Annotated in this window: 18 protein-coding genes and 1 pseudogene; 11 read left to right on the forward strand and 8 right to left on the reverse strand. The window is 51.7% G+C overall.

The genetic code is table 11. From position 1 onward, the window contains the following. Positions 1-6: 6 nt before the first annotated feature. Complete coding sequence (locus C173_RS15875) at positions 7-1335, reverse strand: HAMP domain-containing sensor histidine kinase (protein WP_063830917.1); 1329 nt, start codon at positions 1333-1335, stop codon at positions 7-9. Continuing rightward, positions 1328-2032: a response regulator transcription factor gene (locus tag C173_RS15880; RefSeq protein ID WP_281068278.1), complete on the reverse strand. Its 705-nt coding sequence runs from the start codon at positions 2030-2032 to the stop codon at positions 1328-1330. The genes C173_RS15875 and C173_RS15880 overlap by 8 nt, the downstream gene beginning before the upstream one ends. Before the next feature lie 237 nt (positions 2033-2269). On the opposite strand from C173_RS15880, the gene C173_RS15885 reads away from it, so the two are divergent. From C173_RS15885 to C173_RS33700, 4 genes and pseudogenes are all read left to right on the forward strand, one after another. Next, a complete protein-coding gene (locus C173_RS15885) occupies positions 2270-2914 on the forward strand; it encodes a TVP38/TMEM64 family protein (RefSeq protein WP_235191909.1) in 645 nt (214 codons plus the stop codon). A 63-nt stretch (positions 2915-2977) separates the two neighbouring features. After that, positions 2978-3367 (forward strand): DUF948 domain-containing protein, encoded by a 390-nt coding sequence (locus C173_RS15890; RefSeq protein WP_051478088.1) that lies wholly within the window; start codon positions 2978-2980, stop codon positions 3365-3367. Positions 3368-3678: 311 nt separating this feature from the next. Further along, the gene (locus C173_RS15895; protein WP_036726306.1) at positions 3679-5856 is read left to right on the forward strand and encodes a pectate lyase family protein; all 2178 of its coding nucleotides are present in this window, start codon (positions 3679-3681) and stop codon (positions 5854-5856) included. Between the two features lie 15 nt (positions 5857-5871). Further along, positions 5872-6006, forward strand: a pseudogene (locus C173_RS33700) (M48 metallopeptidase family protein); the annotation flags it as partial. On the opposite strand, the gene C173_RS15900 reads toward C173_RS33700, so the two are convergent. The 3 genes from C173_RS15900 to C173_RS15910 form a co-directional block, all read right to left on the reverse strand. Further along, positions 5997-7082, reverse strand: coding sequence for a saccharopine dehydrogenase (locus C173_RS15900; protein ID WP_036726308.1), 1086 nt, complete (start codon positions 7080-7082; stop codon positions 5997-5999). The pseudogene C173_RS33700 and the gene C173_RS15900 sit on opposite strands and share 10 nt — an antisense overlap. A gap of 98 nt (positions 7083-7180) precedes the next feature. Then, on the reverse strand, positions 7181-7501 hold the full coding sequence (locus tag C173_RS15905) for an ArsR/SmtB family transcription factor (protein WP_036691332.1): 321 nt from the start codon (positions 7499-7501) through the stop codon (positions 7181-7183). A 121-nt stretch (positions 7502-7622) separates the two neighbouring features. Next, on the reverse strand, positions 7623-7850 hold the full coding sequence (locus C173_RS15910) for a helix-turn-helix domain-containing protein (RefSeq protein ID WP_036726310.1): 228 nt from the start codon (positions 7848-7850) through the stop codon (positions 7623-7625). A gap of 140 nt (positions 7851-7990) precedes the next feature. Here C173_RS15910 and C173_RS15915 point away from each other — a divergent pair, with 140 nt between their 5' ends. Then, positions 7991-8269 (forward strand): DUF6809 family protein, encoded by a 279-nt coding sequence (locus C173_RS15915; RefSeq protein ID WP_036726312.1) that lies wholly within the window; start codon positions 7991-7993, stop codon positions 8267-8269. Between the two features lie 24 nt (positions 8270-8293). On the opposite strand, the gene C173_RS15920 is transcribed toward C173_RS15915, so the two are convergent. Together C173_RS15920 and C173_RS15925 are read right to left on the reverse strand one after the other, a co-directional pair. Then, complete coding sequence (locus C173_RS15920) at positions 8294-9100, reverse strand: WYL domain-containing protein (protein ID WP_036726314.1); 807 nt, start codon at positions 9098-9100, stop codon at positions 8294-8296. Beyond that, positions 9087-10400, reverse strand: a complete 1314-nt coding sequence (locus C173_RS15925) for a helix-turn-helix transcriptional regulator (RefSeq protein WP_036726316.1) — start codon at positions 10398-10400, stop codon at positions 9087-9089. The genes C173_RS15920 and C173_RS15925 overlap by 14 nt, the downstream gene beginning before the upstream one ends. Before the next feature lie 176 nt (positions 10401-10576). Between C173_RS15925 and C173_RS15930 the strand changes: the two genes are divergently transcribed. The 5 genes from C173_RS15930 to C173_RS15950 all read left to right on the forward strand — a co-directional run bounded on the left by C173_RS15930 (position 10577) and on the right by C173_RS15950 (position 16290). Further along, on the forward strand, positions 10577-11371 hold the full coding sequence (locus C173_RS15930) for a nucleotidyltransferase domain-containing protein (RefSeq protein WP_036726318.1): 795 nt from the start codon (positions 10577-10579) through the stop codon (positions 11369-11371). A 15-nt stretch (positions 11372-11386) separates the two neighbouring features. After that, positions 11387-12652: a class I SAM-dependent methyltransferase gene (locus tag C173_RS15935; protein ID WP_036726319.1), complete on the forward strand. Its 1266-nt coding sequence runs from the start codon at positions 11387-11389 to the stop codon at positions 12650-12652. Between the two features lie 3 nt (positions 12653-12655). Further along, positions 12656-15265: a metallophosphoesterase gene (locus C173_RS15940; RefSeq protein ID WP_036726321.1), complete on the forward strand. Its 2610-nt coding sequence runs from the start codon at positions 12656-12658 to the stop codon at positions 15263-15265. A gap of 172 nt (positions 15266-15437) precedes the next feature. Continuing rightward, positions 15438-15887 carry a LytTR family DNA-binding domain-containing protein gene (locus C173_RS32895; RefSeq protein ID WP_051478089.1) on the forward strand — a complete coding sequence of 150 codons (450 nt, stop codon included), beginning with the start codon at positions 15438-15440 and terminating at the stop codon, positions 15885-15887. Next, positions 15880-16290 carry a hypothetical protein gene (locus C173_RS15950; RefSeq protein WP_036726322.1) on the forward strand — a complete coding sequence of 137 codons (411 nt, stop codon included), beginning with the start codon at positions 15880-15882 and terminating at the stop codon, positions 16288-16290. The genes C173_RS32895 and C173_RS15950 overlap by 8 nt, the downstream gene beginning before the upstream one ends. 86 nt (positions 16291-16376) lie before the next feature. Here the strand turns inward: C173_RS15950 and C173_RS15955 are convergent, their stop codons facing one another. Then, entirely contained in the window at positions 16377-18758 is a 2382-nt protein-coding gene (locus C173_RS15955; RefSeq protein ID WP_036726324.1) for a GH36-type glycosyl hydrolase domain-containing protein, read from the reverse strand. A gap of 253 nt (positions 18759-19011) precedes the next feature. Here C173_RS15955 and C173_RS15960 point away from each other — a divergent pair, with 253 nt between their 5' ends. After that, on the forward strand, positions 19012-19944 hold the full coding sequence (locus tag C173_RS15960) for a GNAT family N-acetyltransferase (RefSeq protein ID WP_036726325.1): 933 nt from the start codon (positions 19012-19014) through the stop codon (positions 19942-19944). The last annotated feature ends 265 nt before the right edge of the window (positions 19945-20209 follow it).

The following is a 20209-nucleotide window of genomic DNA, read 5'->3' on the forward strand; positions in this document are numbered from 1 at the left end:
CCTAAATTAAGTGAGCGTGTTATTTACCGGCAAGCGGATGTGAACGGAATACCTGCCGCCATTGCTTGTGAATGTGATTTCGCCCTTATGCTGGCTGATGATTTTGTGGCAGGTCTTGAGGCCGATTCCGGTGCTATGCACCTCATGGGCCTCCTTTTTTATAACATTCGTGATATCTATCAACAGCCAGCGGTCTTCGATTCTATACGCAATCGTTACGGCCGCAGACGTATCGGCATACTTCGTAATGTTGGAGAAAAGGTTGTCGAATACCCGCCTGAAGGAGATCAGGTGAAGCTCCACGCGGAAAGGGACAGGGGACGGCTCCCATGCTACCCGGAAGCCGTGATTCTCCAGCAACATCGACTGCTCATCGATTAACTGATCCATGAGCTGAATCCCATCGTAGGACTCGAACTCGAGATCATTCTCCTCTGTGTTATACACGGTGAAGTACTCGAATAGCTTGTCGGACAGATGTTTGATCTGATAGGCTTTTTCTCTGCTGCTGTGAATGTATTTCGCTAACGCGGCCTGATCCTGATATTTCTTGTATTCGATGATGTCCAGGTAGCCGACCAATGCGGTCAGCGGTGTCCGCAGATCGTGGGACATGGCGGTGACCAGCTCGCTGTTGGCGACTCTGGCCTGCTCCTCGCTCTCCAGGCGCTCGATGAACGATTTCCTCATCTCATTGATGCTCTGGGCCAGAGACGATAGCTCATCCTTCCCCTTCAGCGTAATCGGATAATCCAGATTCCCGCCCTCCAGAATCTTAATCTCTTTCTCCAGCACGCCAATATAAGAGGTCTTCTTGTTGATGAAGAACAGGACCAGGACGATGAAGAATAAGAACGACAGAATCACACCCAGAATCGTAATGAGGTTGTAATACTTGTATTCAAAAAAATACTCCATATAGACCTGAGCAGTCGTATCCGCAAAGGTAACCGTGGAATATTGGGATTTGCTGAAAATGTTAGGGTCGGGCAGAAACCTCGTATTCTCGGTCTTGATCGTGTACCCGTCTGTAGAGTAGAGAAATTGGTTGTCCTTATAGAGATAGAGATTTACGTATTTGGTTTTCCTGACCCATTCAGCTATTTTTGCGTCATCCTTAAGCGACAGATGCTGCCCGGAGATATATTCCTCAAGTGCCGGAAGAGCTTGTTGTTCTTGCTTGTCAATGAACGAGCTTCTAGTCCGGTAATGCTCCAGCAGATCTTCGCCTGTGGACTGCAGCAGCAAGAACAGTGCCGCTGAAGCCAGGAACGAACCGATCAGGCACAGGATTAATTTGAGTTTCAGCCTGCTCCACCGCAGCTTGTTATTCAATCCGGTACCCCTTTCCCCAGACGGTTTTGATGAATTTAGGATTCTGCGGGTCCTTCTCCAGCTTCATCCGCAGATTGCGGATATGAACCATCACCGTATTATTACAGCTGTAGAAATAAGGCTCGCCCCACACACTCTCATACAGATTCTGTGCCGAGAAAATCTTATTGCGGTTGCCGGCCATCAGCGCCAGCAGCTTGTACTCAATTTCGGTCAGGGTCAGCTCCTTCTCATTCATTCTTACCTCGTTGACGGTAGTATTCACGCTTAGCCCGTTGAAGGTAATCACATCTGAGGGGGCGGAGGTATCCTCCTTGCCTTTGTATACATAATACCGCCTAAGCAAGGCCTTCACCCGGGACACCAATTCGGTGTAGGAGAAGGGCTTGGACAGGTAGTCGTCACTTCCGGCCGAGAAGGCCAAGGTTTTATCAGAATCTTGAGTCTTAGCTGTAAGAAATAGGATAGGCGCGCTGGTCATCTCACGTATCTCCACGCAGGCCTTAATTCCCGACTTCCGGGGCATCATCATGTCCAGAATGATCAGGTCAATGGTATCGTCTACTTTATTCACGGCATCTTCCCCGTCAACAGCCTCAACGACATGGTATTGCTCACTCTCCAGCAGCACCCGGACAATCTCACGAATCTCGTGGTTGTCGTCGGCTATAAGTATGGTCTTGGCAGGATTCATCATTTCTCCATCCCCCTCCCTTCCTGAGCACTCATTGTGCTACCATTATAGATTGTCTATAGCGCGTAAACCACCGGATGACAGGCGACTTAAGAATTCTTAAGGAAGTTCATGCCCGGATCTTAAGAATATTCACCTAAGCTGGAGATATTATAAGCCAGTGAAGAGAGGGATTCGTAAATGGATTGGTTATTACACAAAAAGCGGGTCAGCAAGGTTCTCCTCGCTTGCGTGGGCCTTGTGACAATTATAGTATTCATCAGATACCTGCCGGAGCTTCTGCGGCTGACGATGTCGCTGGACGGCTTCCGCGATTATATCCTCTCAACGGGGAAATTAGGCCCGGTTATGCTGGTGCTCTTCCAGATTCTCCAGACGGTAATCGCCCCGATACCGGGGGAGGTCGTTCAAATTGCCGGGGGATACATCTATGGGACAACTCTAGGGGCGGTCTTCGTGACTGGGGGGATGCTGCTGGGGGCAATGATTGCCTTCTACTTTACCAGATTCCTGGGCGGTTCTTTCATTGATAGTTTGCTTCAGAGGGACAAGTTCAAGTGGATGAGAGGAATGATGGATAATAACAAGTTCTCGGTGTTCCTGTTCATTATCTTCATTATTCCCGGACTTCCCAAGGATATGTTCATCTATGCAGCGGGATTGACGACGATGAAGCCCTTAAGATTCTTTACGATCCTGCTCATGGCCAGATTTCCGTGGCTGCTGGCCTCCGTAAGCATTGGGGCTAATATCTACGATAAGAATTATGGTCCCACCATCGTCATCTCCGCTATCTCCGTCCTGGCCTTTATTTTGGGATTAATCTATAAAGACAAACTGATTGACAAATTATCTTCCTTCAAAGGTGGTAAAAGCGGGCTGTAGCCGCAACTGTTGGAATGTTGTCTGTACCTTGGACATAGAGTGGAACTACAGGAGGCGTTGCATATGTTAATTCAGCTTAGTGTTGCTTTTGCTGCGGCCGCTTTTATTGCTCTGGCGGTGTTCTTGATTCTTACGCTGCGCAAGGGAATGACCACGCTCGGGGAGACCAACAAGACGCTGGGCGAGGTGAGAAATGCCATACATGGATTGACGGGAGAGGCGACTCAGCTCATTCACACGGCGAATCAGGTCACCCGGGATGTGAAGGGGAAGATCAAGACCATTGATCCGATCTTTGAATCTGCTCACAATGTAGGGGAAGTTATTCAGACGGTGACCGAGACCTTCAAGAAGAATGCTACCGACATCGGCCAGAGCTTGAACCCAGAGCCGGAGAAGGCTGCGGTCAAAAGTAAAAGCGGCCAGATCCGCGTTAATACGAAGTTTCAGTGACCTTTGTGTCATTGATAAGAAGCGTCAGTTCAAGGCACCCCGGGCGGGTGTCTTTTTGTATGCAGGTATCATTTCGCTGCAAAATAATCATTTTCTCATAATAGTGCATAATTAGAGGTGATATGAGCAAATGATTGTTTCAGCACTAATTCGGCTTCTGCTATGCTCGGGGTATCCGACAGGTTCATTTCCGTCTACTTCAAGGGTTCGGATCACCCGGTACAAGAGGAGGGCAGACACCGAAATTCCACAGGTTATTGCAAGCGGTTACAAATGTATTCTGCAACAAATTTAAATCGGGAGGCAAATCAATGAATAGAATCGTTGCGAAGGTAACCAGTATAGTATTGTTGTTTTCTCTTGGACTCACTCTGTTATTCAGCGGGTGGGGAACGGCGGTGGTACACGCTGCAGGACTTACGGTAACAGGCAGTGGAGGCGGAAATGAAGCTGCCTACGTGGAGTGGTCACCTGTCAGTAATGCATCCGGCTATAAGGTATTCGTCAAAGCGGCAAGCGCTGCAGATTCCCAGTATCAGCAGCTTCCGAATGAGCTGATCCGCAAATATGCCCCCTACTGGAGAGCAGATGCTGTAGGCCTTGCGGCCGGAAGCTATGTTATGAAGGTGGAAGCCGCACTGTCAGGCGGGGGAACGGCAAGTGCAGTGACAGGTACGCTGGCCGCCGCGCCGTATGACCGGTCCGGGTTTGCTTTTTCCACAGCTTCACCTTATGGTACAGGCTCCGGTGCTTATAATGACAATGGAACGCTGAAGAGCGGGGCACAGGTGCTGTATGTCACCTCTCAGAATGCGCAGACCGTAACACTTCCCGTTGTTGTCAGCAGTTCGGGTACAGTGCAGACGGGAGTTGGTCTTGGCGGCATTCTTACTCTTCGGCAAAAAGGCTATGATACTACACCGCTTGCCATCCGGTTCATCGGACAAGTGAAGGCTGCTGATCTGAGCGGACAGTTGAACAGCAGCGGGTATCTTGAGCTCAAAGGCAAAACCAATTATACGGAAATGAACATTACCCTCGAAGGAATAGGGAAAGATGCGACTGCCTACGGCTGGGGAATGCTGCTCAGGTATACCGGAAATGTAGAGGTAAGGAACCTGGGCGTGATGTTGTTCCCGGATGACGGGATTTCGATGGATACAGGCAACGCGAATGTATGGGTGCATAATAACGATATTTTCTATGGATCAGCGGGAAGTGATGCCGACCAGGTCAAGGGGGACGGTTCTACGGACCTCAAGAAGGGATCAACGTATATCACTATCTCGTACAACCACTATTTTGATTCCGGAAAAGCATCACTGGTCGGACTTAGCGAGTCTGCAGAATTCTTCGTGACCTTCCATCATAACTGGTTCGATCATTCCGACTCGCGTCACCCGCGGATCAGAGTAGCTTCGGTCCATGTGTATAATAATTTCTATGACGGCGTATCCAAATATGGTGTGGGCGTAACTACCGGCGCTTCGGCCTTCGTGGAAGGAAATGTGTTCCGTAATGCCAGATATCCGATGCTGAGCTCCCTGCAAGGGACGGATGCTCAGGGCGAAGGCACATTCTCCGGGGAGAATGGCGGGATGATCAAAGCCTACAACAACAGTATCACGGGTGCGGCGAGTCTGATCTATGCGAACTCCAACAGCGGAACGGCTCCAGCCAATGCAGCCTCCCACGATGCTTACCTGGCCTCATCGAGAAGCGAAGCCGTTCCCGGCTCGTACAAAGCACTTGTCGGCGGAACAGCATATAACAACTTCGATACGCTGGTTGATACAGGTGTCAGCGCAGCAGCTGTCGATAACGTAAGCGCAGTAGATCAGAAAGTTACAGCTGGAGCGGGACGCCAGGGCGGCGGTGACTTTAGCTGGAGCTTCAATAACGCCGTGGACGATACCTCCTACGCGATCAATGCTCCGTTAATGGCAGCGATCCGCAGCTACACCTCAGGCTTGGTGTCTGTGGGAGGCAATGCTAACCCGGGAGGTCCATCGCCAACTCCGGCAGCAACGCCTGTGCCAACGGTAACTCCGGTGCCGACAGCGACTCCAGTGCCGACAGCGACTCCAGTGCCAACAGCGACTCCGGTGCCGACAACAACTCCCGCGCCGACAGCAGCACCAACGTCAACGCCTGCTCAGGGAGCGGCGGTTCACAATTTTACAGTGTCAGGAACTTCGAGCAGCTTCTTTACCATTCAAGGCAATCTCTCCACCAGCAAGGGAACGGTCTCCTATAACGGACTGACCTTAACGCAATGTCTGAAGATCGAGAGCGCCACCCGCATCCAGTTCACCGCAGCCAAGGCCTCAACGCTAACACTGATATTCAACTCAGAGGGGTCGAAGATTAAAGTCGATGGGACAAGCTATCCCATAACGAACGGTGTGGCCACCGTCTCCCTTGCAGCGGGTGCGCATACGATTACGAAGGATAGTACGGCTAATTTGTATTATTTGGTGGTGGAATAATATAACTACCAACCCCATTATCGCTTGGCGATGGCATCATTGGAAGTGATGGATTGTGTCATGATTCATGAAATGTACCATATTAACCACATGAATCATGACCGTTCTTTCTGGCGGCGTATTGGTAATATAGTGCTGGATCAGGAATAAGATACTTGAACACCGTATTGTGTGAAAAAGTGAGTGACTGCATCCATGTCCATGCGGTGATCGAACAAGTGCTCAGGATAATAAATGCCTGGAGCCATCGGCTCATCCGTAGACATCATCAGCAGTAAATTTTCGGCCTGCACCGCAGCGCCAAGCGCAGTCATATGGGTCTGACCGAGTGGATCGGAGACAGTCATCCTGCGTTCCACTACGTTACCCTTCGCATCCATGCCTTTCAACAGAATCACCAGGTGATGAGCACTCCCGGTTCCCGGATTGTACAATAATTTCCGTCTGAAAGGCTTGAATCGATCCCCACTAATCATCTTCCATATTCCGGTTTTGACCAGTCCTGCGAGTGCATAAGTGGAAACCTTATGATCGAAGGAGATGCGAAAGCTGGCAGAATCGATATGATGGGTACGAGGCAAGGTGACATGATCAGGAGTATCCAGTCTGTAACAGTGCGTCGCGTATCCATTTGGAAACTGTATTTTAACCGGGTCAGTCATGGGATAGACAAGCCGGCTCGTATTGGATTGAGTGATATGAAAAGGAATGCTCATCCGGTCCATGAAGGCTGCTGAATCCGGGCCGGCCTTATCCCGCAGGGAGTACAAGGCATGGATGTTAACTTCAACGTTCTGAAGCGATTTCGAGAGCATCATTGCAAACAGGGAGGCCGTTCCCGCCATCCATCCGGAAGAGAGAATCACGGGGGCATGAAGCTCTTCCTGATCTATTGTGCGGATCGCTTGCTGAAACACTTCTGTCCAGCGTGTGACATCAATGAGTGGAATTTTTCTTCGTACTGCTGCAACCAGTAGTCGGTCATCCAGATCGTTCACCGCATTAATGATTAAAGTTATATTTTCTCCTGCGTGAATCAGCGGATCGACTGCCTGGGTATCAACAACAACCGTGTGCACCCGGTCCGATGGGAAAGGGGCTGCTTTGCCAGCAGAACGACCGCCAAGCACTAACTCCAGATCAGGGTGCCTGTCATGCAAAATGCGGGCAATCTGTACCCCTACAGCACCATAGCCTCCAGCGATGAGAACCTTTTTTCTATTCATTTGTTAACCTCCGTTTATAGGTTTATGTACTTATATGTTTAAACTATTGAACATAATACTGTGAAGAAAAGGAATGCGGTTCACCAGCGCGGCGTGCGCTAGCTCTGACATTCCACTTCTACGAGATGAACGAGCTGTTTGAGCAATTCGATAGCATCGTTGAACTCCAGTTTGTAATACATCTCAGTCCCTTTTTTCTGAACCGACAGCAGCCCGGATTGGCGCAATATTTTCAGGTGATGAGAGACTGTAGGGCGTGACATGGGAACATGCTCTGCAATCTGTGATACGTTCATGCTGTCTCGGTCAATGAGCAGCGATATGATTCGCTGGCGAACGGGATCTCCCAGACCTTGAAGATAAGGGCTTAGATTCTCGAAAATATCAATGACTTGTTGATTACCTATCGACTCGCTCATGGCTCACTCCGTTATAATGTTTAATTGTTTAAACGTATTATAGCCTTACATGCCACCAAAATCAAATTTAATATTCATGCCATATGAAAATAGCTGTTCCGCTTGTACAATAATCTTCATATCAATCGTTCTCTTTACTATCAACCAAATCAATAATCTCCCGTATATCCTGAATATTTAAAGCCTCTGCAATTCTAATGATATGGCTAAAATTAATACTTTCTCGTTTTCCATTGGCCAGTTCGCTTAATGCAGCATGGCGGACATGCGATAGTCTAGACAACTCCCGCATCGAAATCTTATGCTTTTTAGCTAAATCAGCTATGTTTACCACTATTCTTTTTCCCATAGTAATCCCTCACTCATCCTGAATATTTTATTGACTTTACGTATAAGCGTATCGCATAACTGCCTTTTATTCGGTACGCTTATGCGTAAGACGAGCATTTTCAGTTCGAATTTTTTTTGTATATTAGAAAGGAGGCCCCAATGCCGAATATTCTTGAATCGCTATATCATGGCAGTTTATTCCCCGGTGAAGATATGATCTCCAAAGACCCTCATTACCGCCCGCTTAACAAGCAGATTACTGAATCTCTTGAGGCTTGGAGGCAGAAACTGTCCTCGGGCGAGTTCGAGGAACTGGAGTCTTTATTGGAACTGTATTCCCAAGTGCAGGGAATGGATATGACGGCTGCATTTGTGTCCGGGTTCAAGGCCGGAACGATGATGATGATTGAAGTGCTGGCTGATGAGCACCATGTTTAAATGATAACGACCTATCGAAAGACCTCACTCTTCCATCTCCCCATACCTTCCCACCGCCATCTCCGCTGACTTCAGCATACGCTGCTTCAGCTGCTCGCCCTCAGTGATCTTCACGCGCAGACCCAGGAAGCGGATGCGGGAGAGCAGGAACTCGCTGTCGTCTCTCATGTAGTGGACGGTGATGCGGTAGATCCCGGTTGCTTCATCGAAGGCCACGGACTTATCGAAGCAGGAGAACGTGGACAAGATCCGCGACAGCTCGGCATTGTAGACAGGGATGACCTGAATACAGGTGGATTCTCTCAGACCGTCTAGAAGACGTGAGATCCGGGCCTTGAGGCCTTCTATACGGTGGGCGGGGATGGGGGCGGGATCGGCAGACACAATGTTCCGCAGCTTCGTGGACATGAGTGAGCGCTGCCGGTTGCTGTACCACTGTAAGTACCACTCCCGCTTATACATATTGTACTCCAGCTTGTGGGGGAAGCCGGATGGGTCGGTCCGTTCCCCGCCATGCTTGATCGCATACGTGAGCTGAATTCCCTGATTCTGCATGATGATGCGGCGCAGGGGGCGGAGCAGCGGATGATAGACCTGGCGCTCCTTGCTGCGGGCCTTCTCGATGATGATCTCTCCTACTTCAATAGAAGCTTCAGGCTCCAGCAGGGAGTTCAGTTTACGTAAGGTTTCTGTTGAAAAAGCTTCAGCCGCCGCCGGATGCCCCAGCATCGTCTTCAGCCAGGAACGCTCCTGTGAGGTTAGCGCCAGGGAGCCGGCCTCTTCCAGGCGGGAGATGATCTGGAAGTTGAATATTTTCTCAAAGGGATTCATAGTAGCTCTTAATCTCCTTCCATTCCTCTATGAACTGCTTGCGCAGCCAGCGGGGCTCCAGAATCTCGCAGCTAGAGCCGAAGCTCCGCAGCCACGGCTTGATCTCAAAGATCTCGTTCACAGTAATCTCGTACAGGAAGGTCGTATCGGACTCCTCCGTAATGGTTCCCCACTGCCCCTGCGCCTCGACCCGCTCCCGGATGAAGTTGGCGCCGGACCGGCTGGGGTTATAGAATCTGACGGCGACCTTCACCGCACGGTTGGTATCTGTTACCCAGCTATACTCCAACAGAGCCTCTAATTGCTGAAGTCTCTGCGCAAACTCCTCTTCTTCTACAGACTCGCCCTCTTCAATCTGGGTCAGGCCGTCCATCCGTAATTTCTTAATCCCGGTCCGGCTGTGATAGCCGATCAGATACCAGCGCCCATACTGATGATCGTAGACGACACGCAGCGGAAGCAGACTGTCCGTAATCCCTGCCGATTCCCGCTCGAAGAGGGGATTGGTGTTCTGGGAGGTGTAGTTCATGCCTTTTTTGGGCGACAGATAGAGGAATTTGATTCTCCGCCGCTGCTGGATCGCCCCGTGGATCGTATAGAGATGAGCCTCATCCAGAATCCGTGAATGGTAATGGTATTTGTACCGGTGGGTCTCCGTGGCTTCGGGGAGAATGTCCCTTATCCGCAGTGCCTTCTTCAAGGTGTCACGCAGGAGGTAACCCTGGACAGACGGAATCTGCGTATTGGCAATGACATCTACATAATCGAACAGGTCGAGCAGCTCGTCATCCGTAAGCTGGTCCAGCAGTTCGTTGGCTGCCTTGTACCGGTAGGGACGCTTCTCATTCACTCTTACAATCACGCCGACCTCCTCCAGGTATTTCAGGTCTCCCCGGATGGTCTTCTCGTCCGGCAGCGGCGAATCGGCGGGCATCTGGTCACAACAGCCGTCATGCAGTTCCTTGGCCGTCAGTTCCTCGCTCTGAAGTGCGGTTAACAGCAGCGTCAGCCGGATACTCTCCGTCTCCTTCAGCGATTTCGCCCGGAACAGGAACAGGAGCAGCGGATCGGCCGATTCATAGTAATTGTAGCGGAGCCATTCAGATAGCTCGGTGCCTTGTTCTGCGGTCAGATCCTGCTGCAGGACGGTCACCATCTCCTTGAGATTGCGCAGCGTTTTGTCATAGGTATGTACGGAAATGCCGAGCCGCTCGGCGAATTGCTGCCTGCTGTAAGCTCCCCCGGCTAGTGACAGCATACGGAGAAACTGTATTTCTTTATCGAAGCTTTCCTTGGCCATATGTATACCTCCAGCCTGTAGCGCATTCATGAGTTGTAATAGTTAATACCTCTATTAAGCACCAGAGTTGCATGAAATGGAAGATTTTTGTCTGCCGCCATACTTTCACCCTGTTCCTCCTTGGCAAAATGAGGGAAGATAAGGCCAGCGAAACCGACTTGGAACGGAGGGATGGCATGAATTCTATCAATACGCTCATCCATGAGCAATTGAAGCAGATTGAACAAGAGGAGCAAGTGACGATCCTCTATGCCTGTGAATCGGGCAGCCGGGCGTGGGGGTTCCCCTCACAGGACAGTGATTACGATGTGCGGTTCATCTATGTGCATCGGCCGGAGTGGTATTTATCCATATGGGATGCACGAGATGTCATAGAGCGTCCTATTAACAATATGCTGGATTTTAGCGGCTGGGATCTGCGCAAAGCGCTGAAGCTGTTCCACAAATCCAACCCGCCGCTGCTGGAGTGGCTGCAATCCCCGATCCAGTATGCTGAGAAGTTCAGTGTGGCGGAGCAGCTTAGGGGGATTTCACCGTATACCTTTTCGCCGAAAGCCTGTATGTACCATTACCTGAATATGGCCAAAGGCAACTACCGGGATTACCTCCAGGGTGAGCAGGTGAAGATCAAGAAGTACTTCTATGTGCTGCGCCCGGTGCTGGCCTGTGAGTGGATTCACCGGTACGGAGAGATGCCGCCGATGGCATTCGATGTGCTGGTAGACCGGCTGATCCCGCAGGATGGGGAGCTATGGCAGGTCGTGCAGCATTTGCTGGCCCGGAAAAAGTCGGGTGAGGAGCTGGACCTGGAGCCGCGGCTGAGTGTGATTAACGAGTATCTGGAGGAGCAGCTGCAAGGGCTGGAGAAGACAGCGGCGGCATACCTCAGTGCCAAGACGGACAATCGGGACCGGGAGCTTGATGCTCTGTTCCGGGAGGCCTTGCAGGAAGTATGGGGGTTGAATTTGTAGAGGAGGAACACAATCATGGCTATTGTACAACTGAGATCAACGAACCCGCAGATGAGCTTCATCATCCGCAAGAATCCGCAGAGCGGCATGCAGCTGCGCCCGGTCCGCCAGGGTATCGCCTACGGCTGGTATTCGGATGAGGCTACTTATAATGTGTATTTCAAGGATGCTGACAATGAGGTCTCCTATAAAAAGAACGAGGGTGAGAGCTTCGAGTACCTCAATGTCTCCCGTTACAACACCCCGTTATTCCCGCTGAATGCGGTGAATGAGTTCTTCTCTACCCCGTTCAAGGCGCGGGATGAGCGGGATGCGGAGGGGTATGAGCACTCTTTTACCGTTCAGATGATTCATGTCGAGCGGTTGCATTACATCCGGTTCTTCAAGCAGCATCTGAAGGATTATTCGTTCACCCTGGAGCATCAGGCGCATAAGAGCTATTCCCTGACCATTACTACGCATAAAAGCTTATACCACCTCCTGCATGTGGTCAGTGTGCTGTCCTTATTCTTATCGATCTTCGGAGATGAATATATCGATATTTCAGAACGGATTCTGGACAAATATATCCGCAGTCTGAACGTGATGGACGCCCCTTTCTATATCCGCAGCCTGTTCGCCCGGAATCTCCTGAAGACCCGGGAGCAGTTCAAGCGGTACAAGGCGGCGGTCGAGCAAACGGAGCTGTATCCGATCGGTCTGGAATATGGCAGTACGGCGATGCAGCGGCGGACGTTCATCTCAGGTGTGCTTCCGTTCGATAAGCCTATTCTGGATATCGGCTGCGGGGAAGGCTTCTACGCCATTCCGTATGCCGGGAAGATTGAAGGCGCTTATTATGCGGTGGACATCAACGAGGAGCTGCTGGAGGTCGTGAACCGGAAGGCAAAGGCCAAGGAGCTCGATAACATCGTCACCTTCCGCTCGCTGGAGCATTTCCTGGAGCTGTACAACGGAGAGCAGGTGGATATCATACTGACTGAGGTTGTGGAGCATATGAGCGAGACGGAAGCGGCTGCGCTGATCCGGCAGATCATCCGCCATGTTGATTTCGGGCAGCTGATTGTGACTACGCCGAATGCGGATTTCAATCCTTACTATCAGCTGGAGGGCTTCCGGCATGAGGATCACAAGTGGGAAAAGGGTCAGGCGGCGTTCGAAGAGTGGCTGACTGCCACACTTCAAGGGCTGGGCGTAGAAGCCGAGTTCTCGCTCGTGGGTGACCGGGTAGGCGACATTCGTACCACACAGAGCGCGATTGTGCGCAGACAGGAGGGTTAGACCATGGACATTCAGACGAAGGTACACACGATATTCATGCTGGTGGGAGCGACGGAGTGCGGGAAGTCTACTTTTGCCAAAAAAGTTCTGATCCCGCAGCTCAGGCTTGAGGACAGCACTACAGGTCTGCGCACGAATGTGCAGTACCTCTCCTCGGACCTGATCCGTCAGGAGCTCTTGGGCTATGACTACGATAAATACGACCAGGTTATGCTGGAGGCCAGCTCGCATACGTTCGCGCTGTTGTTCGAGCGGCTGAAGCGGGTCACCTCCTGGCCGATTAATGCAGAGTTTGTCATTATGGATACGATTGGTCTCGCGGAGGATTACCGCAGTAAGGTGCGGGCGATTGCTCAGGAGAACCAGTATAATCTGGAGGTCATTCTGTTCGATTACCGCAAACGGGAGGATTATTATGCCTCGGAGCGCTCGAAGAAGCTGATATCGGGTCACCTGAACCGGCTGCGCCGGGAAGTGCTGCCGGTGCTGTCCCGCGAGGGCTACCATAGCATTCATAAGGTGCGGGCGAAGGATTTTCTGCTGGAAGGTGTTGAAGGTACAGAAGGTACGGGGGAAAAGCGGCCGAACCCGGAGTACCGGGTGTACATTCAGGACTGGGAGGCGTATGCCGCTGCGGTGCTTCCACAGGAGCAGGAATACATTGTGGTCGGGGACGTACACGAGTGTGTTCAAGAGCTGCAAGGGCTGCTGCGCAGCTACGGCTACCGGATTGAAGAAGGGAAGCTAAGCGCTACGGATAAGCTGAAGAATACACGGATCATCCTGGCGGGCGACTGGATCGATAAGGGCAAGCAGACCCGGGAGATCACCCGGTTCTTGTATAGCAATCAGGAGCATTTCTTGTTCGTAATGGGTAACCATGAGAATTTCGTTTACAAGTACCTGCGGGGGGAGATCAAGGGGACTGAGCCGGAGCTGCTGAGAACCTATTTCGATTCCACTCAGGTATTACAGGAAGATGAGGAGCTGTTCCGTCAATTCTCCGTGCTGGTGGAGAGTGCGAAGCCGTTTTACCGCTATATCGGGAATCGGGGGCCTTCCTTCTATGTGACTCATGCCCCTTGCCGCAATAAGTATGTCGGGAAGCTGGATACGAATTCGCTGCGCCATCAGCGCAACTTCCGGCTGGACCGTGAGTCTGCGTACGAGCAGCAGCTCGGCTTCCTGAAGGAGGAGGCGGAGGGGAACCATCCGTTCCATCTGTTCGGACATATTGCTGCCAAACAGACGTTCCGCATTAAGAACAAGCTTCATCTCGACACAGGAGCGGTGCATGGGAACGGGCTGACTTCTGTCCATATTACGTTCAAGCCGTTCTACAAAAGCCATAAATCCCAGCAGCCTCTATTACAGGAGGAGTTGCCGGTTCTCTTCCGCGAGGAGCACAAGGTCTCCCTGCAGGAGCTGGATACGGAGTCCATGCGAAGACTGCACTATTCCTCGCAGAATAAGGTCAACTTCATCTCCGGGACGATGTCGCCGGCGGATAAAGACGAAGCAACGGGCGAGCTGGAGTCGCTGCGCAAGGGATTGGATTATTTTGCCGGACGCGGGGTGTACGAGGTGGTCCTTCAGCCCAAGTACATGGGATCGCGCTGCACGGTGTATCTGTACCGGGACGTAGAGCATTGCTATGCGGTTAGCCGCAACGGTTATAAGGTCAAAGCTGTCGATCTGACGCCGGTTTACGAAGGGCTGCTGGAGCGGTTCGGAACGTATATGGCGGAGCAAGGCATCCGTGTGCTGCTGCTGGACGGGGAGCTTTTGCCTTGGAAGGCGCTAGGGGAAGGGCTGATTGAACGCCAGTTCCAGCCGATTGGGCGGGCACTGGAGAGCGAGCTTGCGTTCCTGAGGGAGCACGGGTTCGAGGAATCGCTCGGTGAGCTGATCCGGGAATATGAAGCCAGCGGGTTCGAGCAGGACCAGCATCATCTGACCAAAGAAGCGCTTAACACCAGCTACGGAGCTCATGTATACCAGACGTATAAGCATGTCCGCAGCATCCGGGACTCTTACGTGGGGCTTGACCAGCGGGATGAAGCTTACCGGGTGTATAAGCAGCAGCTGGAGCTGTATGCCGGGGATGCGGAGCTGGACTATAAGCCGTTTGCCATCTTGAAGGAAGTGCTGGAGAGTGGGGAGGAACGGGTGCCTGAAGGGGCGACCTCGGAGCAATACCGCTTCCTGAATGATGATGAGATTCTGGTGCTGGATCTGAAGGACCCGGAAGCGTACCGCAGCGCAGAGGCGTTCTTCGCCACAATTACCGTAGAGCAGCAGATGGAAGGCATCGTCATCAAGCCGGAGCAAGAGCAACCGGGAGTGGTCCCTTACCTGAAGGTCCGCAATCCGGGGTACCTGTCCATTATTTACGGCTACGACTACAGATTCCCGCACAAGTATTCCAAGCTGATGAAGCAGAAGAACATCGTGCCCAAGCTGCGGACGTCTCTTGCCGAGTACCGGTTGGGTAAGCAGCTGCTGGAGATTAAGCTGGAGGAGATTTCGGCTGACAACAGCACCTACAAGCAGATTGCCGCGAACCTGTTGTTCGAGGTGACGAAGGAGAAGGAGATCGATCCGAGGTTATAAAAGATAGTCAGGCAGGCTGCCGGGAAGCTCCCGGCAGTCTTGTTCGTGCGTCCGGCTGGCTGTCGGCAGCGCTCTGATGAAACAAAACGCCGGATTTCTGCAAGAAAACGCAGATTGATAGTCAAGATGCTTTTAGGATAATAATATGGGTGTTGAGAGGAGGCAGTGACAGTTGGAGATTAGATTTGAAGCAGACCCAGGTATGGATCGGGGATCGGCCAAGGTCGTTACGCATCCGGCGGAACAGGTGCAATGGAAGAATCTTGAGACAGCGATTCAGGCGGCAGAGAAGCGGATCACAGTCATCAATGCCAGCAATAACCGCCAGGTCACTCTGGAAGCGGGCAAGGTTGCAGTCATAGAGGCGGAGGGCCGGATGTGCAGTGTGCGGCTCATTACCGGAGAGATGTACCTGCTGAACACGAGGCTGAAGTTCGCGATGGAAGCGCTGGATACGCCCGGGTTCATCAAGATCAATAACCAGACTATTATCAATACCCGTTACATCAAAGAATTCTCGGCAACCGCCAATGCACGGGTGGAAGTCCTGCTGACAGATAATAATTCCTACACTGTTAGCCGTTACTATATCAATGATTTTAGGAGGAATTATCATGGCTAATCAGATCAAGCAAGGATTCTTTCAGGTATTTACCCTTACGTCGCTCTGGGTCACGCTGCTGTTAACGGTGTTCTTCAGGGATCAGCCGGTGGAGATGTTGTATCTGTGGCGTCTGGCGGGTATCGCCGCTATCGCTGCCGTAGTCTTCGGGGTGATGTATAATGTGCTGTGGAATCACTTTACGCTGAAGCCGCTGTGGAATATTCTGATCGGTTCGCTTCTCAGTATTGCCGGCGGAATGGGCATGGTATGGCTGTTCTCTGTCGAAATGTTCGGGATTATCAGCGCCTGGTGGCCAGGAATGCTGCTGTTATCCGTGATTCTGCATACGGTGGCGTTCTACTTCTATGCCAGAGCGAACAGCAGGAAGTCGGCGGAGGAATTGAATAAGATTTTGAAGTAGCATGATATGAAAAGAAGGAGAGCACCCGCCGGGTCAGCTCTCCTTCTTCGTATATACACTATGCCGTTCCTTGGACCTGCTTGAAGCTAGCCCATCACAACCAGTACATCGTTCTCTGCCGCCATCCGGGACACAGGAATCAGATTGCCTTCGATCTCCTCGCCGTTGATGACGATGCGGGAGACGCCCTTCTGGACGCCGTGCTTGTTCTCTACCTGGATGTTCAGCTTCTTCCCGCGGAATTCGCGCACCATGGAGAAGTCGGTCCAGTCCGAAGGGACACACGGGTCCAGACGGAGGCCGTCCTTCTGCGGCTGAACGCCCATAATGCCCTCTGCCAGTGAGACCATGACGGTGGAGGCCGTGCCGGTCAGCCAGTGGACATGGGCCCGGCCCTGATACGGGCTGTCCTTGGACTCCACGAATTGGCCGTGGACGTAAGGCTCCAGCTTGCGGACCTCCGCATTGTCGTTCATGGTGGCCGGACTGCAGTTCAGGAAGTACTCGAACGCGCGTTCACCATTGCCGATCATCGTCTCTGCCAGAATGAGCCAGCCCTGCGGTTGACTGAAGATGCCGCCGTTCTCCTTGGTCGAAGCGTTGAACAGCGCCATGAGTGCTACCGGCAAGCCGTATTTGCGGAATGGCGGGTAGAACAGCATCGTGCCGTAATCGGTCCGCAGATTGTCATAGACCTTGTCCATGGCGAGTTTGGCCTGTTCCGGGCGGGCCGCGCCGCTGAGCACCGACCAGCTCTGCGGATTGAGCCAGATCCGGCCCTCATCGTTCTCCCACGAGCCGATGGTATAGTTGTCCTCGGTGAAGCCGCGGACGAACTGGTCGTTCTCCCAGGCATACTTCTGGATATTACCGTCCAGCTCCTCCAGCAGACCTTGCGCCCATGCGGCATCCTCCGGCTTGTTCTTGTTCTCCGCGATGCCCATGAAAACCTTGAAGCCCATGTACAGCTGGAAGGCCACGAACAGTGATTCACCCTTGGCGCCGAGCCGCAGGCAATCGTTCCAGTCGGCATGAAGTCCAACCGGCATGCCGTGGGCACCCATCCGGTCGAGACTGAATTGAAGCGCCTGCCGCAGATGCTCATACACCGTTGCTTCGCCTTGATCTGAATAAGGAATGACCTCATCCGTGAAGTCCCAGTTCCCGCTCTCATTCAGGTACTTGATAACCGTCGGGAACAGCCACAGGGCATCGTCGGCCCGGTAGTGGGGATGTCCCGTCTCCCGTACATATTCAGGGTCGTCCGGTGTTCCTTCATGACCCGGATTATGGTCGAATTTCACCAACGGCAGCCCGCCGCCGTTGGATACCTGGGCAGAGATCATCAGCCGCAGGCGTTCAAGAGCCATCTCATGGTCCAGATGGATAATGCCCTGGATGTCCTGCACCGTATCCCGGTAGCCGAGCCCGTTGCGCAGGCCGGAGTACTGGAAGGAGGCAGCACGCGACCAGATGAAGGTAATGAAGCACTGGTAAGCATTCCACGTGTTGATCATATGGTTCAGATTGCTGCTTGGGGTCTGCACCTGGAAGCGGTTAAGCTTGCTGTGCCAGAAGGTCTTCAGCTCTTCAAGCTCCCGGTCTACCACGGACAAATCCTGGTAGTGGCTAAGAATGCCGGAGGCTCCCTCTTCATCATATTGTCCCAGCAGGAAGGCGACTTCCTTCTCTTCTCCCGGCTGCAGCTCCACATTGAGCTGCAGGGCACCGCAGGCATTGGTATTATAGTTCAGCGAATTGGAGCATTGACCGTTCTCCACGGAGAGCGGATTCCCGTAGCTGCGGTAATCTCCAAGGAACGTATCGCGGTCCCCGTCATAACCGGCCACCTCTGCTCCGGCCGCACCGAAGAATCTCCAGGTTTGCTCTCCCGCGATGTTTTCATTGATGACTTGAAGAATTTTATCGTGCTTGAAGTAGGTCCGGGAAATAAACAACGTGTATTGCAGGTTCACGGTATCTTGCTCATAGTTGTTGTCATTGGTGAATTCGGCGAAGCCGAAGAGGGCCAGCTTGCGAGCCGCAGTGCCGTCATTGCGGATCTTCATGCGCCATACTTCATAGGTCTTGTTCAGCGGTACGTAGTATAAGGACTCGGTATGAATGTTGTCATAATCTGAGACGATGTTCGTGTAACCGGTTCCATGATGGCAGACGGACTTGTATTGCTCCAGATCCTTGCCTACCGGCTGCCAGGAGCCGGACCAATAATCCCCGTTCTCCAGGTCTTTGACATAAATGTAGCGCCCAGGCTCGTCCTTGGAGTTGAAGTGATAGCGGATATGCCGTCCGTTGGCCCCGGATTTCACGAAGCTGTAGCCCCCGGCGTTACCTGAGATAATCGCACCGTATTCCGGCGAACCGAGATAGTTGGCCCAAGGAGCAGGCGTATTCGGCTTCGTAATCAGGTACTCTTTGTTCTTGTCGTCAAAATGACCGTATTGCATAACCATTCCTCCTCATAATAGATGACAGGCAGGGCTATGAACGCGCGTTCATAAATGACCGAAGAATCCCGCCCAATTCCATTATAAGACAGTTGCGGTCTGACAATATACCCTATATTTGAGAAAAAAACAAACAGTAAAGTCTTTTTATAGCAGTTTCCTATATTTGAATGGGCACGTGGCCTTGTTAAGATCAAAAGGAAGGTCTATGTGAGTGCAGCCGGATGGCTGGAGGTATAAGGAGGAGTGCACGATGAGTGTAAAGCAATGGTCTGAAGATACGATATCCTACGATTTAAATGGTGAATGGACTATCCGGAGAGCAGAGCCCGAGGAGTGGGGAGTATATTGCTCCGTCTATTATAACATGGAGTATAACGGTTTTTTTAGAGAGGAAAGCTATGCGAATCCGCGCAGGAATGCCTTTTGGATATACAAGGGGGAGAGTAGAATCGGCGGAGTTCGGATGTCACCGAATGTGATCTACCATCTCTTTGTAATCCCTCCGTTTAACGATTCATTCGGAATATTGAAGCAGCTTAAAAAGTTGTTGATTCAGTGGTCTGACCGGAAGGAACCGATACGGACCTATGAGGTTCTGCCGGATCAGGTTCACCTATACGCGCGGGCAGGCTTCTGGCCGGATGAATTCAGATGCCGCTGGATGCAGCGGCCTACAGAACTATTCCAAGTGGACTGGGAGGATGATCTGCGGATTGAAAGTCCCGAAGTAGAGGAGAATGAGGCCGGGGACAAGCGGTTTATTCTCACAGAAGAGATTGCCCGTTGTGACTTCGAGAGCTTTAGAGAGGGCTTGGATGCAACCCGGCGGAAGCAAACGGTTATGAAAGATTTCCTGCCTACTGATCCTAGTTACTCTAATGAGAAATTAACACAGGCCTCCACGCTGGTATTCGATAAGGCGACGGGACAGCTCATTGCCAATTGCCGGCTGTGTCTCCAGGATGATGTGGCCGCAGTCTATAGCATTGGCGTTAATCCGGCCTATCGTGGGAGAAGACTGGCTACACGTATGCTGCAAAGAGCCCTTACCACTCTGAAGGGGACTTATCCGCTGCTGAGATTGTATGTAATGGAGGGAAATGATGCGGAATCTGTGTACTATAATCTCGGGTTTAAGCCCGGGGTGCAGGAGGTTCAGAAGATGTATATCCCGGTGAATTAACGGAAATAAGCGATCCGCAGGATCAACCAGGGCACCCTTAGGGTGTCTTTTTTTAACTTTTCAAATGAACCGCAACATAAGATTGGGAGAAGATTCGCAATTATGCAATGATATTTGTCACAAAAAAGGGGATTTGTAGAGTTAATGTAGAGGACTGTCGGATAGTATTAGAAACTAAGAGATTATTATACACAACCTGTCGGTATCCCGTTAGTACGATTTGGTGAACGCCTGCATAGGAAGGGAGGAATTTACAGGTAACAGG

The sequence above is a fragment of the Paenibacillus sp. FSL R7-277 genome (genome assembly GCF_000517965.1).
In the GTDB taxonomy this organism is placed as follows: Bacteria; Bacillota; Bacilli; order Paenibacillales; family Paenibacillaceae; genus Paenibacillus_AQ; species Paenibacillus_AQ silagei.

Coding starts and splice junctions, on each gene's coding strand:
- C173_RS15880 (WP_281068278.1), bottom strand. CDS start 2,032: ATGATGAATCCTGCCAAGACCATACTTATAGCCGACGACAACCACGAG.
- C173_RS15890 (WP_051478088.1), top strand. CDS start 2,978: ATGTTAATTCAGCTTAGTGTTGCTTTTGCTGCGGCCGCTTTTATTGCT.
- C173_RS15895 (WP_036726306.1), top strand. CDS start 3,679: ATGAATAGAATCGTTGCGAAGGTAACCAGTATAGTATTGTTGTTTTCT.
- C173_RS15900 (WP_036726308.1), bottom strand. CDS start 7,082: ATGAATAGAAAAAAGGTTCTCATCGCTGGAGGCTATGGTGCTGTAGGG.
- C173_RS15905 (WP_036691332.1), bottom strand. CDS start 7,501: ATGAGCGAGTCGATAGGTAATCAACAAGTCATTGATATTTTCGAGAAT.
- C173_RS15910 (WP_036726310.1), bottom strand. CDS start 7,850: ATGGGAAAAAGAATAGTGGTAAACATAGCTGATTTAGCTAAAAAGCAT.
- C173_RS15915 (WP_036726312.1), top strand. CDS start 7,991: ATGCCGAATATTCTTGAATCGCTATATCATGGCAGTTTATTCCCCGGT.
- C173_RS15920 (WP_036726314.1), bottom strand. CDS start 9,100: ATGAATCCCTTTGAGAAAATATTCAACTTCCAGATCATCTCCCGCCTG.
- C173_RS15925 (WP_036726316.1), bottom strand. CDS start 10,400: ATGGCCAAGGAAAGCTTCGATAAAGAAATACAGTTTCTCCGTATGCTG.
- C173_RS15930 (WP_036726318.1), top strand. CDS start 10,577: ATGAATTCTATCAATACGCTCATCCATGAGCAATTGAAGCAGATTGAA.
- C173_RS15935 (WP_036726319.1), top strand. CDS start 11,387: ATGGCTATTGTACAACTGAGATCAACGAACCCGCAGATGAGCTTCATC.
- C173_RS15940 (WP_036726321.1), top strand. CDS start 12,656: ATGGACATTCAGACGAAGGTACACACGATATTCATGCTGGTGGGAGCG.
- C173_RS15950 (WP_036726322.1), top strand. CDS start 15,880: ATGGCTAATCAGATCAAGCAAGGATTCTTTCAGGTATTTACCCTTACG.
- C173_RS15955 (WP_036726324.1), bottom strand. CDS start 18,758: ATGCAATACGGTCATTTTGACGACAAGAACAAAGAGTACCTGATTACG.
- C173_RS15960 (WP_036726325.1), top strand. CDS start 19,012: ATGAGTGTAAAGCAATGGTCTGAAGATACGATATCCTACGATTTAAAT.